This is a genomic window from Polynucleobacter kasalickyi (assembly GCF_900176405.1).
Lineage (GTDB): Bacteria > Pseudomonadota > Gammaproteobacteria > Burkholderiales > Burkholderiaceae > Polynucleobacter > Polynucleobacter kasalickyi.
This window is the reverse complement of the sequence record NZ_FWXJ01000006.1, coordinates 147022-161964: the sequence shown is the minus strand read 5'-3', so window position 1 is coordinate 161964 and position 14943 is coordinate 147022. Positions and strand designations below refer to the sequence as shown.

Here is a 14943-nt window from a genome sequence, read left to right as displayed (position 1 = left end):
ACTCTCACATTGATTCAATAAAACGGTCAAACAAATAAGCTACATCTTGTGGACCTGGTGATGCTTCTGGATGGCCTTGGAAACAAAATGCTGGACGATCAGTCCAAGCTAAGCCTTGCAGGGAACCATCAAAAAGTGACACATGGGTCGGCTTGACATTTTCGGGCAAGCTGTTGATATCTACCGCAAAACCATGGTTTTGAGAGGTAATCACTACCTTGCCTGTGTCTAAATCTTTTACTGGATGGTTAGCACCATGGTGACCAAATTTCATTTTTAAGGTTTTCGCACCTGCGGCTAATCCCATAATTTGATGTCCTAGACAAATACCAAACAAAGGTATTTTTTTCTCTAAAAAGACTTTAGCCGCCGCGATTGCATAATCACAAGGCTCTGGATCACCAGGGCCATTGGATAAAAACACGCCATCAGGTTGCATTGCTAACACATCTTCTGCAGAAGTTTTAGCTGGTACGACAATCACTTTACAACCTCGATTTGCGAGCATCCGAAGAATATTTCTTTTCACGCCAAAATCATAAGCAACTACGGTCTTATTGAGAAGGGGTTTGGTAAAGTTAGGGACGCCTGTTTCATCAAAGAGTTGCCATTCACCTTCAGTCCATTCATAGGCAGTGGGTGTAGTAACAACTTGCGCTAAATCCAAACCAGACATACCTGGAAAATCTGCCACAATCTGCTTCGCTTTCGCTAGCAAATCGTTGACTGAATCCCCTTTATTGCCGGCCACAATGGCACCGCTTTGAGCCCCTTGATCCCTTAAGTGACGCGTCAATTCTCTAGTATCAATTCCACTGATACCAACAATTTGTTGATCATTTAAGTACTGTTTTAAAGAAGATTGGCTTCTAAAATTGGAGTCAACGATTGATAAATCTTTAATGATAATTCCGGCAGCGTATACCTTACAAGATTCAGCATCTTGATCATTTACACCTACATTCCCAATATGGGGATAGGTAAGGGTAACGATTTGTTTTGTATAGCTTGGATCAGTAAAAATTTCCTGGTAACCAGTAAGGGACGTATTAAAAACGACCTCTCCAACGGTTGATCCAAAAATTCCGACGCTAAATCCTATAAAAGATTTACCATCGGCTAATACCAAGACTGCTGGCGGTAGTTGAGGTTTGAGTGAGTAGGTATGAGTATTTTTCGATAGTGGCAGCAAAGCATTCTCCAGTTCCCTGCTGCAGTTTAACCAATACCCCGTCAATGAAAAACTTTGAAGGTAAATTAATTATGGGGGTTAGTCTATATAAGCGCTAGGGTCTTGATGGAAGTTATTAAACTATCGATTATTATAACAAGTAAATAAATCTTCCCACCAAAACCACTAGTAAGCCAGTGATTTGTATATGGCTTTAGCTGCCTTGAATGATTCCCTGAATTTGCGTAAGTATGTTTTTATCTTCCAAAGTACTCACATCTCCCGGATCTCGCCCTTCTAAAATGGCTTGTAAGGCCCGTCTGACAATTTTTCCAGAGCGAGTTTTGGGCAATGCAGGCACCACATAAACCTTTGCTGGTCTGGCAACTGGCCCCAATTGCCGGTCCACCGTTTTCATAATTTGATCTTCAAGCCCCTCGGTTTTAGAAGCATCTTTAGGAATTGCAAAGGCGATAGCAACTTGCCCCTTTAAATTATCGGCAATACCAACCACTGCTACTTCTGCAACATTGCTATGACTCGCAATGCTCTCTTCAATCTCGCGAGTTCCAAGACGATGTCCAGCTGTATTAATGACATCATCTGTTCTACCCAGGATGAAATAGTACCCATCATCATCTTTGATACCCCAGTCGAATGTGGAATAAAGCATTTTTCCTGGGATAGTTTGCCAATAGGTTTTGACAAAACGATCATCATCGCCCCATAAAGTTTGCAAACAACCAGGGGGCAATGGCCCCTCAATAGCGAGGAGTCCTTTTTGATTCCGCCCAAGCTCTTCTCCCGTATTCTCATCAATCAGCTTCATGTTGTAGCCAAAAACAGGTAAGCCTGGCGAACCCAACTTGGTTGGCATTACCTCGACACCATGTTGTAAGGCCAAAATAGGCCAACCAGTTTCGGTTTGCCAGTAATTATCGATAATTGGTTTTTGAATGGCGCTTGAAATCCAGTCCGCAGTTGGCTCATCAAGAGGCTCCCCTGCCAAAAACAAGTTTCTCAATGAGGATAAGTCATACTGTTCTAAGAACTTGGGATCTTGTTTTTTCAACACTCGAATGGCAGTTGGCGCTGAAAACATGGTGGAAACACGATACTTTTCCACTAAACTCCACCAAATTCCAGCATCAGGATTGAGTGGAGTACCTTCAAACATGATGGTAGCCATTCCATGAATTAGCGGGGCATAAATAATGTAACCGTGACCGACTACCCAGCCAATATCAGAGGTACAAAACATGGTTTCGCCTGGCTTTGCGCAAAAAATATTTGGCATCGTGGCAGCCAAAGCAACCGCATATCCGCCCGTATCTCTTTGCACTCCTTTAGGCTTGCCAGTCGTACCCGAGGTATAGAGAATATAGGAAGGATCAGTTGCTTCTAACCAAGTGCAATCAACCCGTGCGTCCATATGCGCTGCTCTTAACTCATGATAATCAACATCGCGACCGGCTACTTTTTCATAATCACATAAATGACGAGAGACAATCAACACACTACTTGGCTTGTGACTCGACAAATTGATTGCTTCATCCAGCAACGGCTTATAGGGAACCACCTTGCCCCCCCTTAAGCCGGCTTCAGTAGAAACAATTAAGGTAGGTTTGGCATCTTCAATTCTGGCAGCCAGACTATGCGAGGCAAACCCGCCGAAAACCACCGAATGAATCGCGCCAAGTCGCAATGCTGCGAGCATGGCGAAACATGCGGTAGCGACCATCGGCATATAAATCAAGACACGGTCGCCTTTTTTAACCCCCTGTGCTTGCATGATGGCAGCCATTCTGTTGACTTCCTCATATAACTCTTGATAGGAATAAGTAACCTCTGTTTGCGTTTCAACAGAAACAGCAATTAAAGCCGCTTGATTCGAACGATCTTTGAGATGCCTATCGACAGCGTTAAAGCAAATATTGGTTTTCCCACCAACAAACCAACGAGCAAATGGTGGCTGACTGTAGTCGAGGACCTTTTCAAAAGGTTGATTCCAATCGATTAACTTTGCTTGCTCTCCCCAAAATAACTCTGGCTGATCGATTGATTGTTGAAAAAAATCAGTGTACTTTGGCATTGCTGTCCCCTACGATAATTTTTAATTGAAATGCTGTTTTATATGCTTAATATTATTTTTTACTATCTAATTCTTTTTTTGTCGATGGATTTTTAACGCTTTTATCTTGATTATTTGATTTTTTTAATGATTTCGACTGTTTTTTTTCATTTTTATTAGGGCTTGCACTCTTCCCATTCGAACTCTCAGAAATATTTGCTTTTTGTAACCCTTTGCTTGAATTACCGGAATAATTTGGTAATTTACTGGGGGTAGCTATACATTTTTTGTCACGACAATTCATTTTTACGGGAACAGGAATAAAGTCTTTTTCTAAAATCAATAAACCATTTTGCGCAATATCTGCATCTACATCACCCAGGTGTTCTATTTTTTTAGGGATTAATAAACTAGAACCTGATCGAATCTTCATGCCATTAGGGATGTTGTTTACTAATCGAATATCTGCAGGTGTAACTTGAATCTGCTGGGCAATTTTTTCAACCGTGTCGGTTTTATGCACTTTCACCGCCGTCCAAGAGGCTAAAGGCTTTTGATTGTTTTTGAGATTATCTTTAAATATTTCCGCCTTACCATAAGGTAATAAGATAGATTGATTAAACTCCTTCAAAATAACCGGTTTGGTAAACGATGGGTTCAATGCAATAAATTGATCCTTAGCCATATCGGAAAGTTCGATGGCCTTATCCAGATCAATATCTTGGACTACTGGAACCTCTACGAAATAAGGATGATTCGGCACCGTTGGTAATTTAAACCCATATTTTTCAGGGTCCTCGATAATTTTCTTGTAGGCTAACAACTTAGGAACATAATTTCTGGTCTCTTTGGGCATTGAAAGACTGAAATAATTCGTAGTTAAATTTGCATTTTGGTTTTTTTGAATCGCTCGACTTACCGAACCCTCCCCCCAGTTATAGGCTGCAAGGGCTAAAGGCCAATCATCAAATTGATAATGAAGTCGTTGCAAATACTCTAACGCCGCACGTGTTGACTTAATAATATCGCCCCGTTCGTCTAGGAACATGTTTTGTTTTAAATTAAAACTTTTACCCGTAGCCGGCATGAATTGCCACATACCGGCAGCTTTAGCAGGCGATACTGCTTTAGGGTTGAAAGCACTCTCAACAAAAGGAAGTAAAGCAAGCTCACTAGGTAAATCTCTAGCTTCAACCTCTTCCATAATATAGAAGAGGTAGCTTGAAGACCTCTCCAATAATCGATTTACCGACTCTGGATTCGCTTGTAACAAACGAATATGTTTATCGACCAGATCCATCTCTGGGTCTGGGATGTCAAAGCCACTTCGTAAGCGGTCCCAAATATCTTTAGATTGAATAATTTCAGTATTTTTAGTTTTTTCAGCCTTTTCAGAAAGTTGGACTACAGCAACTGGTGGTGCAAGAGTTACAGTAGGTTGATTTTCTGGTCCGTTAATCAGAACTGAATTTGAAGCACATCCCGAAAGTAATCCGAGTATTGCAATCGGGAATAACCACCTTCTCACTTAAAAACATCCTTCCATGCACGAATCACCGCAAAGACAGCCGCAGGATCCTGCAAATCTCGACCAGCATTAACAGCAGCTGATGCCATCACGGATGGTTCGTGACATCTTAAAAATGGATTTACCTCAAGCTCGTGACCCAGTGTCGTTGGTACCGTAAATTTTCCTTCAGCTCTCAATGTGTCAGCCCTTTCTGACCAAGTTTTTAAGGCTTGATTATTTGGCTCAACATGGTTAGCAAACCGTAAATTCGATAAGGTATATTCATGGGCGCAACAAACTAGAGTTTCCTTAGGCAATCCGACTAATCGTTGTAAGGAGTCAAATAATTGCTGAGCGGTTCCCTCAAAAATTCTGCCGCAACCAGAGGCAAAAAGAGTATCGCCACAAAACAGTCTCGGGGGGGTCGCATTCTCTAAATAGTAAGCAATGTGTCCCTTGGTATGACCGCCCACATCAATCACCCGAAAAACTGCACCACCTAGCAAGCTAAACTCTTCTCCACCAGCAAACGCATTCGTTTTAAAAGGTATTTCCTCAGAGCTTGGTCCGTAAACAAAAATTGATTGGCCATATTTTTGCTGCGCCCAATCTCTTAGTTGACTAACCCCACCGATATGGTCACGATGGTGATGGGTAATTAAAATACCTTCAAGACTCAAGGCATTTTTTTCCAAGTAATCTTGCACTACATTTGCATCACCTGGGTCAACCACCCAAACTCGCCCTGATTCTTCTAAAAGCCAAATGTAATTATCGTTAAACGCTGGAAGTTGTATGAATTGCAAATTTGGATCCTTGGGCTATCATGTGTGATTGAAATGAAATTTGGAACTCAAAGCAATCTTGAATTACACTAAGAAATACTTCAAGTTAGAACATATGCATGATATCAAGTGAACCAGAAAATGCCAATTACTCTTTAGAGGAGTGGAACGAATGGTTGGCGACGGCAACCGGTCAATATGCACTAAATTGGGAGCAAAAACAATTTAATAAGGTTGTAGATGATACCTTTGGATTCGATGCCCTACAAATTGGTATGCCAAGTCTCAATTGTCTTGCTGATAATCGTATACCGAATCGTTGGTTAATGCTGCTAGATTCACAACCCAACAAACTAACCGCCGATAAGAAGCCAGTCTCAACGATATGCCAGGCATCAATTTATGATCTACCGTTCGCCAATGAAAGTATTGACTTAATTGCACTACCTCATGTTTTAGAGTTTAGTGAAAACCCTCATGAAGCGCTCAGAGAGGTTCATCGAATTTTACGACCAGAGGGAAGAATTGTTATTTCGGGATTTAACCCGATGAGTCTGTGGGGAATTCGTCAATACACTGGACGCATGTTTCACCAACCCTTTTTGCCAGAATCCGGCCGTTTTATTAGCCATTTGAGAATCAAGGACTGGTTAAATTTATTAAATTACTCAATTGACCGAGGTAAATTCGGTTGTTACGCCTTCCCATCCAAAAAAAATCAACCATTACAAGAGTTTACCTTTCTTGATAAAGCAGGAGATCGATGGTGGCCGTTTTTTGGATCTGTATTTATGATGTCTGCGATCAAACGGAATCCTGCTGTAAGATTGGTTGGCAAAATTAAATCGCAACGCCCGCTATTAAAGCCTCAACTAGCGACAGTTCAACAAACCAATAACTTACCTTCGAATGAACTCAAAAACCACTCCATCAAATAATGCCCCAGTAACTGTTTATACCGATGGGGCCTGTAAAGGCAACCCTGGACTGGGCGGATGGGGAGCTTATTTAAAATATGGTGAGCACGAAAAATTTCTTAAAGGTGGCGAAAAATTTACGACCAATAACCGCATGGAGCTTAATGCAGTGATTGAAGCTTTAAAAGCACTCAAATTTGCTTGTACTATCAATCTCTATACGGATTCAAAATATGTGCAAAAAGGCGTATCAGAGTGGCTAGTAGGCTGGAAAAAGAATGGTTGGCGTAAGGCTGATAAAAGTCCCTTGCTCAATGTAGATCTCTGGCAGGCTCTCGACAAAGAAATTCAGCAACATACGATTCAGTGGCATTGGGTAAAAGGTCATTCTGGAGATATTGGGAATGAAATTGCCGACCGATTAGCCAATGAAGGTGCTAGCTCAGTTGTGTAATCCTCAAGATATGAGTAAGGTTAAACCAAAAATTAATTAAAGTACTAAAACTTTATGAGAAAATCGAGACAATTAGTTAAACAACTATTCAATTTTTTTAGATGATTGATTAATTTCGTTTTTTTATCCCTATTTATTTGTAAGAAACCAAAAATTCATGAATAACTCAATTAAATCAAAATTTAATATCAAAAAAATTGGACTTTCTGTGCTTATCCTAGCAGGAATTGGATATGCGACCTATACCTTCTTTTTATCCTCTCCTAAAGAAGAAAAAAAATCAAATCAAGGTGCCCAAACAGTTGTTTCTGTGAAAGCAGTCAAAAAAGACTTTCCTGTGATTATTGAAACGTCAGGAAATATTGTCTCGGCTAATATTGTGGATATTCGTCCTCAAGTCACCAATATCATTTCAAAGATTCACTTTAAAGATGGGCAAGATGTCAAAGCTGGTGATATCTTGTTTACTTTAGATGATCGTGCAGATAAAGCAAATTATGAAAAGGCAAAAGCTTTAGCAGAAGATGCGCAGCGTCAATACCAAAGATCGGTTGAATTACTCAAACAAAATTTCATCTCTCAAGCTACTGTCGATACAGCCTTAGCCAATGCTAATTCAGCACAAGCAACCGCAAATGCTGCGGCAGTCGTGCTCAGTTACGACACCATTAGATCTCCTATTACTGGAAAAACTGGTGTTATTAACGTTTTTGTTGGGCAACTTGTTCAACCAGGTAACGTCGTCTCAACAACGACAACCTCAGCCAGTACGACCACTTTAGGTGCGATGGTTACAGTTACTCAATTAAATCCAATTTACGTGCAATTTATGGTTCCTGAATCCTACATGGCAGGCTTGATTCAATTACAAAAAGCCAGTTCAGGATTGGGTGTAAAGGTTGACATTGGTAATGGCAAAACAAAAGAAGGTAAAGTATTTGTGGTTGATAACCAAGTTGACACTTCAATTGGCTCGGTCAAAGTCAAGGCGACCTTAGATAATGCTGACAACACGCTTGCTCCTGGACGCTTTGTTAACGTCACTTTACAAACACAATTACTCAAAGACTCTATTGTTGTTCCAAGTCAATCTATCATCTCCAATACCAGCGGTGATCAAGTCTATCTGGTAGATGATGAGAATAAAGTTTCATTGAAGAAAATTAAAATTCTGGTGCAAACAAATGGCTATGCAGCAATTAGTGGTATCGACGAGGGCGCAAGAATTGTGGTCGAAGGTAAACAAAATTTACGGCCTGGTGCAAAAGTTACCGAATCAACTGCTGGAAAAACTGACGATAAGCCAAAAGAATCTAAAGAAGGTCCTGCCGCAACGCACTAGTTCTTTAAACTCTCTAAACCTTCAAATTTAACAACCCAAGTAGAAATCTCTTGCTGGATTCTACGGTATGAAATTGTGTAAAGTGAAATACTAAAATGACAATATCTGAACTATGTATTAGACGTCCAGTAATGACAATTCTACTGTCTTTGGCTACTGTAGTTGCTGGAGCGATTGCTTATACGAAAATACCTGTAGCTGCCCTGCCAAGCTTTAACTCACCAGTGATTCAAGTTTCAGCCACACTGCCGGGTGCCAGTCCTGAAAATATGGCTTCTAGTGTGGCCTTGCCGCTTGAAAAAGAGTTCTCAACCATTGACGGTATTAATGTCATTAGTTCAACCAACTATTTAGCAAACACAAGTATTACCCTCGAGTTCAATAATAATCGTGATATTGATAAAGCAGCGGTTGATGTGCAAGCAGCGATGTTAAGAGCCCAAAAAAGGCTCCCAATCGAAATGCTCATTCCGCCCTCTTACCGAAAAGTAAATCCTGCGGATGCTCCTGTGTTGTTATTAGCATTAACATCACCTTCGATGAATTTGGCGCAAATCACAGACTATGCTGAGAATCTACTTTCACCGAATCTTTCTACGATTGATGGCGTTGCTCAGGTGTTGGTGTATGGATCGAAGAGATATGCAGTTCGGGTAAGAGCGATCCCAGCCAAACTTGCGCTCAACAATCTCACGATGGATGATTTAAACGTTGCGATTAACAGAGCAAACTCTAATTCACCCGTCGGTGTTTTAGACGGCCCTAGGCAATCTTTGACCATTTATGCCAATGCGCAGATGGTTAAAGCAAGTGATTATGCTAATTTAATTATCGCTCAGCGCAGTGGTAACCCCATTCGCTTAAAGGATGTTGCGGAAGTTTCAGAGTCTTTCGAGAGTGTCAGAAGTTTAGGTAGATTTAAAGATGAGCGTAGTATTGTTATTGCCATTTTGAGACAACCGAGTGCAAACACGGTAAAAGTTGTAGATGCGATTAAAGGCATGATTCCTCAATTTGAAAAACAATTACCAGCATCTTTGAAGGTCAACCTTTTAAATGACCGTTCAAGATCAATCAAAGAATCTCTGCATGATGTTAACCTCACTTTAGCTTTAACCATCCTGCTAGTGGTACTGGTGATTTTCTTGTTCTTAAAACAAGCCGCTGCAACCCTCATTCCTGCAATGAGCCTTCCAGTATCATTAATTGGCGCTTTTTTCTTAATGTACTTTATGGGTTATAGCCTAGACAATGTTTCCTTACTAGGTATTACCTTAGCGGTGGGACTGGTCGTTGATGACTCTATCGTAGTACTTGAAAATATTATTCGTCATATCGAAGAAGGAATGCATCCTTTAAAAGCCGCTTTAACGGGTAGTAAAGAAGTTGGTTTTACGATTATTTCCATCTCCATTTCACTCGTTGCGGTTTTCATCCCAATTTTCTTCATGCCAGGGCCAGTCGGCTTGTTGTTTAGGGAATTTGCGGTGGTAGTTAGTTTGTCGATTTTGGTTTCCGCAATTGTCTCTTTGACCTTGGTACCAATGTTATGTAGTAAGTTTTTACCCAAGATATCGCATGACCATCAAACAAAGGATGTTTGGATTGTTAGAAAGTTTGAAATCCTTTTTAATGCCATCTTTAATGCGTATTCGCGCACCTTAGATGTCGCACTGAAATATCGTTTTTACGTACTCCTTACCGCTTTTGGTACTTTTGCCCTGACTGCTGCATTATTTATGACCATTCCAAAAGGATTTTTCCCAGAGGAAGATATTGGCCAAATCATTGTTACAACTGAAGCTTCTGAAGATATTTCATTTGAAGCCATGTTAGCTCTTCAAGACCAAGCAGCAAATTCAGTAATGAAAGACCCGAATGTGGATACTTTCGTATCCGTATTGGGAGGTGGAGCTAGTACAGGTACCAATATTGGACGATTATTTATCAACTTGAAACCTAAAGGTGATCGTCCGAAAATGAGTTTGGTGCTCGAAAACTTGAGGAAAAATTTCAGGAAAATCCCTGGGTTACTCGTTTACATGCGTCCAGTGCAAAATCTTCAACTTGGCGGCAAACAAAGTAAAAGCCGTTACCAATTTATTCTTCAAAGTGTAGGAATCGAAGGGGTCAATGAGTGGTCTGAAAAAGTCCAAGCAAAAATGAAAGCAGACCCAGACTTTAGAGATGTAACAAGTGACTCGCAGTTAAAAGGTTTAAATGTCCGAGTAAACATCGACCGTGAAAAAGCAGCTAGTGCGGGTGTAACCATGCAAGACATTCGTACTGCCCTCTACTCTGCTTATGGTGAAAAACAAGTGTCCACCATTTATACTCCGGTCAATACGTATCAGGTGATCTTGGAAGTAACTGCAGCTGATAAGCAATTTGAATCTGATTTAAATTTCATCTATTTAAGAGGCCGAGCTACCGATAAATTAGTACCTCTCAGTGGCATCGCCTCCTTTGAAAGATTTATTGGGCCTACAGCAGTGAACCACCAAGGTCAAATTCCTGCAGTAACCATTTCCTTTAATTTGGCACCAGACGTACCTTTAGGTAATGCCACAACAAAACTTGAAAACTTCACCAAGGAAATTAAATTACCAGTTTCCATCATTACGAGTTACGGTGGAGATGCCGCGGTATTTAAGGATGGTCAAGCAGGCCAAGCGATACTGTTAATTGCTGCTGTTTTAGTAATTTATCTATTGTTAGGTGTTTTATATGAAAGTTATATTCACCCATTAACCATTTTGGCCGGATTGCCTTCTGCAGCAATTGGTGCCTTACTATTTTTACAACTGTTTGGTATGGAACTTACCATTATTGCTACGATTGGTATTCTTCTGTTGATTGGTATCGTCAAGAAAAACGCGATTTTGATGATTGACTTCGCCTTAGATGCTAAGCGCACACAAAATCTTCCGGCAGCTGAGGCAATCAAATTAGCCTGCTTAGTGAGATTTAGACCGATTCTGATGACTACCCTAGCAGCGATGATGGGTGCTTTACCAATTGCATTAGGTCTTGGTGCTGGCGCTGAACTCAGACAACCATTAGGTATCGCTGTAGTTGGTGGATTACTCTTCTCACAAGTGATCACCCTCTACATTACACCTGTAATTTATATTTATTTAGATAAGTTTGCAGGTGATGGACCTTTAAATGTACCGCCGGAAATGATGCCAGATTAAGTTCAGGATCTTACTTCCCATGAACCAAGGCCCTTTAGGGCCTTTGTTTTTTTCAATAAGAGTTTGCTAAAATCAACTGATGCGACAAATTATCCTTGACACCGAAACTACTGGTTTAAACCCCAAAAATGGCGACCGACTCGTCGAAATTGGATGTATTGAACTCCTAAATCGAAGACTTACTGGGAACACTTTACACTTTTATGTGAATCCCGAACGTGATATGCCAGAAGAAGCGGCCAGAATTCACGGTCTAAGAGCTGAATTTTTGGCGGATAAGCCTGTCTTTAAAGATTTAGCGGAAGATATCATCGCCTTTACTAAAGATGCTGAAGTGATTATTCATAATGCCGCCTTTGATATGGGCTTCTTGGATATGGAATTTCGTAAAGCTGGATACCCTGTTTTTAGCTCCATCGTTTCTGGCGTAATTGATACTTTAAAAGATGCACAACAAATGTTTCCTGGCAAGAGAAATAACCTGGATGCATTGTGTCAACGATTTGAAGTTAAAAATGATCATCGCACTTTTCACGGTGCCCTATTGGATGCTGAGCTCCTAGCCGAAGTCTATCTTTGTATGACCCGTGGCCAAAATGATTTAGGGATGGAAGCATCGGATGATTCCATGGATAGTAATGCTCAAATGCAATTTTTAACTGAACTACCAAAAAATTTAAAAATCATTAAGGCTGATGCCAGCGAACTCGCAGATCATTTACAAGTTCTTGCAGAGATTGAAAAGAAAAACAAAAAACCAGCCGTTTGGGGTGTTTGAATCAAAAGCTCGTAGCAAACAAGCAGTTTTAGTGGCCACCACCGCCGGCAGCAAAAGGTGGCTTTGCAAACCAAATAATCGGTATGAGACTCAGCATAATCAAACCAGACAGGGTTAGAAGATGATTAGTCGATAAAATATAAGCTTGAGAGCTCACGAGTAAATCAACTAACTGTAACTGTGCCGGCTCATCTAGACCCATGCCAGTTAGGTAGTTACTCAGCTCCATGAATTGTAAATTCGTAGGGTTGATCGATTCACTGAGTACTGCGTGATTACGAATTGCATCATTTTGCCAAATCGTGACCCCAAGGGCAGTACCGATACTACCGCCAAGATTTCGTAAAAAATTGGTCAAACCAGCTCCTGCTGCAATTTGTGGGCCTTTAAGCCGTGACAAAGAAATAGCGGTAAGAGGCACAAAAAATCCTGCGATACCAAACCCCATAATCCAACGCGAAGCTTGAAGGTAATGAAAGTCAACATCAGTCGTCATTGAACCACTCCAAATTGCCGAGATTGCAAAGCAAATGTAGCCAAAGGTCGCAACTCGCCGGGCACCAAGTTTTGGTAATTGAGAGCCGAATAAGGGACCAGCAAAGATTGCGAGCAGACCCGTACTAGCCATCACCATACCAGCAATTACAGGGGTATATCCCAGCTGTGTTTGCATCCACAATGGTCCAATGACAACGAAGATGTAAAAAGCAAATGACCCAATAAATAAACAAAGGCAAGATATCAAGAAGTTGGGTATCTTAAATAGTCGTAAATCAACTACCGGATGTTCCTCACCTAACTCCCAGATAATAAAACTAATTAAACTAATCACAGAGACGACGGCAACAATGACAATAAAGTTGGATGAAAACCAGTCTAATTCATTCCCTTTATCCAGCATGATTTGTAAACACCCAATGCCAATCGCAAGTAGTAATAAACCCATCGCATCAATTGGCTTTTTAACCGGTACATTGTCCCGCCCCTTCATCAACCAGTAGATCAAACCAGTACATAAGAGGCCAAACGGAATATTAATATAAAAGACCCAGCGCCAAGAGTAATGGTCAGTTAACCAACCACCGATTAAGGGACCTGAAACCGGAGCAATAATCGTTGTCAGAGCCCAAATACCAAGTGCCATCCCCCTTTTTTCAACAGGAAAACTTTTAACAATTAAAGCTTGAGAAAGGGGAATCATCGAAGCACCAACGATTCCTTGGAATATTCTACCGATTAAAAGAACAGGGAAAGACCATGCCAGTCCACACAACACAGAAAACAAAGTAAACAACAAGGTCGCTATGATGAATTGTTTAATCTCACCAAAACGACTAGATAGCCACCCTGTCAACGGCAGCATAATAGCTTCACTAACAGCATAAGAAGTGATGACCCAAGTACCTTGAGCAGGACTGACAGCAAAGTCTCCAGCAATGGTCGGTAAAGCCACATTCGCAATCGAAATATCTAGCACATTCATGAATGAGCCTAGACCTAAAGCAATCGTTGCTAGAATGAGTTTAATGCCATGCAACGGTTCGGGTTCCGTCAAATGACCTTTCGGCATTGAAGGATTCATTTCCGTCATCTTTACTGATTCGCTTTGTTAAAAAGGCTTAATGCATGTTTCTCAGCATCAAGTGATTGCTGTTCAAATATTTTGGTTGCTAGCAGTTCACTCTGTTGCATTGCAGCCAAAGGAACTCCATCACGATTAGCAATATCAACTTTTGCTACCATCGAAAGTCCAACTTTCAGTGGATATTTTTTCAAGGTATCAGCATCAATTTGAATGCGAACTGGAAGTCGCTGTACAACCTTCACCCAATTACCTGTTGCGTTTTGAGCAGGTAACAGCGCTAAGGATGCGCCTGTTCCAGGAGAAAAACCAATGACCTTACCTGGAAAGATCACTTTTGAACCATAGATATCTGACTCCAATTCCACAGGTTGTCCAATTCGAATATTTGCTAATTGGTTTTCTTTAAAATTGGCATCAACCCACATTGAGTCATTGAGGATCAGTCCTGCTAGTACCGTTCCTGGCATTACACGCTGTCCAACTTGAGCATTTCTTTTGGCAACAATTGCATCAATCGGTGCCTTTACTTCTGATCTTAATAAAGTCACGTAATTCTTTTTTACCTGACCCAAGGCTTTGATAACATCAGGATGACTAGATATTTTTTCAAATTTAGTAATGCCGTATGCGTTTTCTAATGCTTGATTGTAGAGATTTTTGCTGATTTCAAGTTGAGTCTTGAGATGCTCAATTTCTTCGGTAGAATAAGCGGCAGCGCCCTTTAACGAAACTCTTCGTTGATAGTCTTGATTTGCACGATCAAAATCAAATTTGCGCTGCTCAGCGATTAGAACGGTGGCGCGAACATTCTTCACCGCTTTAATTAAGTCCGCATCAGCCATTTCAGAGGCAATTTTTGATTCTGTCATATCAATTCTATAAAGCGTATCACCCAACTTGACACTTTGTGTTTCAGCCACTAAAACTGCTGAAATAGTACCTTCAACCTGTGAACTAATCTGTAACTGAGGTGCACTGACATAGGCATTGTCTGTTGTTTCATAATGCATGCCAATTGAAAATTGATACGCAAGATAAATCAAAGAAATCAGGGTTAACAGAATAAAGAAAATCTGAAATGATTTTTTTCGATTCATTGCTGCTTTGGTTTCATTCATAAGGCTCTTTAAGTT

The 14943-nt window shown here is 40.7% G+C and carries 11 protein-coding genes; 5 read left to right on the top strand and 6 right to left on the bottom strand.

The genetic code is table 11. From position 1 onward, the window contains the following. Positions 1–4: 4 nt before the first annotated feature. From carA to gloB, 4 genes are all read right to left on the bottom strand, one after another. Positions 5–1189 (bottom strand): glutamine-hydrolyzing carbamoyl-phosphate synthase small subunit, encoded by a 1185-nt coding sequence (gene carA, locus B8983_RS07315; protein ID WP_084283526.1) that lies wholly within the window; start codon positions 1187–1189, stop codon positions 5–7. A 196-nt stretch (positions 1190–1385) separates the two neighbouring features. After that, positions 1386–3263 (bottom strand): propionate--CoA ligase, encoded by a 1878-nt coding sequence (locus B8983_RS07310; protein ID WP_084283483.1) that lies wholly within the window; start codon positions 3261–3263, stop codon positions 1386–1388. A 52-nt stretch (positions 3264–3315) separates the two neighbouring features. Continuing rightward, entirely contained in the window at positions 3316–4770 is a 1455-nt protein-coding gene (locus tag B8983_RS07305; RefSeq protein WP_084283482.1) for a transglycosylase SLT domain-containing protein, read from the bottom strand. Then, positions 4767–5558 carry a hydroxyacylglutathione hydrolase gene (gene gloB, locus B8983_RS07300; RefSeq protein ID WP_143736126.1) on the bottom strand — a complete coding sequence of 264 codons (792 nt, stop codon included), beginning with the start codon at positions 5556–5558 and terminating at the stop codon, positions 4767–4769. The genes B8983_RS07305 and gloB overlap by 4 nt, the downstream gene beginning before the upstream one ends. Before the next feature lie 98 nt (positions 5559–5656). Here gloB and B8983_RS07295 point away from each other — a divergent pair, with 98 nt between their 5' ends. From B8983_RS07295 to dnaQ, 5 genes are all read left to right on the top strand, one after another. Beyond that, positions 5657–6475, top strand: a complete 819-nt coding sequence (locus tag B8983_RS07295) for a class I SAM-dependent methyltransferase (RefSeq protein ID WP_084283481.1) — start codon at positions 5657–5659, stop codon at positions 6473–6475. Next, positions 6447–6908, top strand: a complete 462-nt coding sequence (gene rnhA / locus B8983_RS07290; RefSeq protein WP_084283480.1) for a ribonuclease HI — start codon at positions 6447–6449, stop codon at positions 6906–6908. Before B8983_RS07295 ends, rnhA begins: the two co-directional genes overlap by 29 nt. Before the next feature lie 157 nt (positions 6909–7065). Further along, the gene (locus tag B8983_RS07285; RefSeq protein WP_084283479.1) at positions 7066–8250 is read left to right on the top strand and encodes an efflux RND transporter periplasmic adaptor subunit; all 1185 of its coding nucleotides are present in this window, start codon (positions 7066–7068) and stop codon (positions 8248–8250) included. A gap of 95 nt (positions 8251–8345) precedes the next feature. Then, positions 8346–11447 carry an efflux RND transporter permease subunit gene (locus B8983_RS07280; protein ID WP_084283478.1) on the top strand — a complete coding sequence of 1034 codons (3102 nt, stop codon included), beginning with the start codon at positions 8346–8348 and terminating at the stop codon, positions 11445–11447. A gap of 79 nt (positions 11448–11526) precedes the next feature. Continuing rightward, positions 11527–12225 carry a DNA polymerase III subunit epsilon gene (gene dnaQ, locus B8983_RS07275; protein ID WP_084283477.1) on the top strand — a complete coding sequence of 233 codons (699 nt, stop codon included), beginning with the start codon at positions 11527–11529 and terminating at the stop codon, positions 12223–12225. Between the two features lie 28 nt (positions 12226–12253). Here dnaQ and B8983_RS07270 read toward each other — a convergent pair whose 3' ends face one another. Together B8983_RS07270 and B8983_RS07265 are read right to left on the bottom strand one after the other, a co-directional pair. Continuing rightward, entirely contained in the window at positions 12254–13807 is a 1554-nt protein-coding gene (locus tag B8983_RS07270) for a DHA2 family efflux MFS transporter permease subunit (protein WP_159460844.1), read from the bottom strand. Between the two features lie 11 nt (positions 13808–13818). Then, a complete protein-coding gene (locus B8983_RS07265) occupies positions 13819–14928 on the bottom strand; it encodes an HlyD family secretion protein (RefSeq protein WP_084283475.1) in 1110 nt (369 codons plus the stop codon). Positions 14929–14943: the final 15 nt, after the last annotated feature.

Coding starts and splice junctions, on each gene's coding strand:
- B8983_RS07310 (WP_084283483.1), bottom strand. CDS start 3,263: ATGCCAAAGTACACTGATTTTTTTCAACAATCAATCGATCAGCCAGAG.
- B8983_RS07295 (WP_084283481.1), top strand. CDS start 5,657: ATGATATCAAGTGAACCAGAAAATGCCAATTACTCTTTAGAGGAGTGG.
- rnhA (WP_084283480.1), top strand. CDS start 6,447: ATGAACTCAAAAACCACTCCATCAAATAATGCCCCAGTAACTGTTTAT.
- B8983_RS07285 (WP_084283479.1), top strand. CDS start 7,066: ATGAATAACTCAATTAAATCAAAATTTAATATCAAAAAAATTGGACTT.
- B8983_RS07280 (WP_084283478.1), top strand. CDS start 8,346: ATGACAATATCTGAACTATGTATTAGACGTCCAGTAATGACAATTCTA.
- dnaQ (WP_084283477.1), top strand. CDS start 11,527: ATGCGACAAATTATCCTTGACACCGAAACTACTGGTTTAAACCCCAAA.
- B8983_RS07270 (WP_159460844.1), bottom strand. CDS start 13,807: ATGAATCCTTCAATGCCGAAAGGTCATTTGACGGAACCCGAACCGTTG.
- B8983_RS07265 (WP_084283475.1), bottom strand. CDS start 14,928: ATGAATGAAACCAAAGCAGCAATGAATCGAAAAAAATCATTTCAGATT.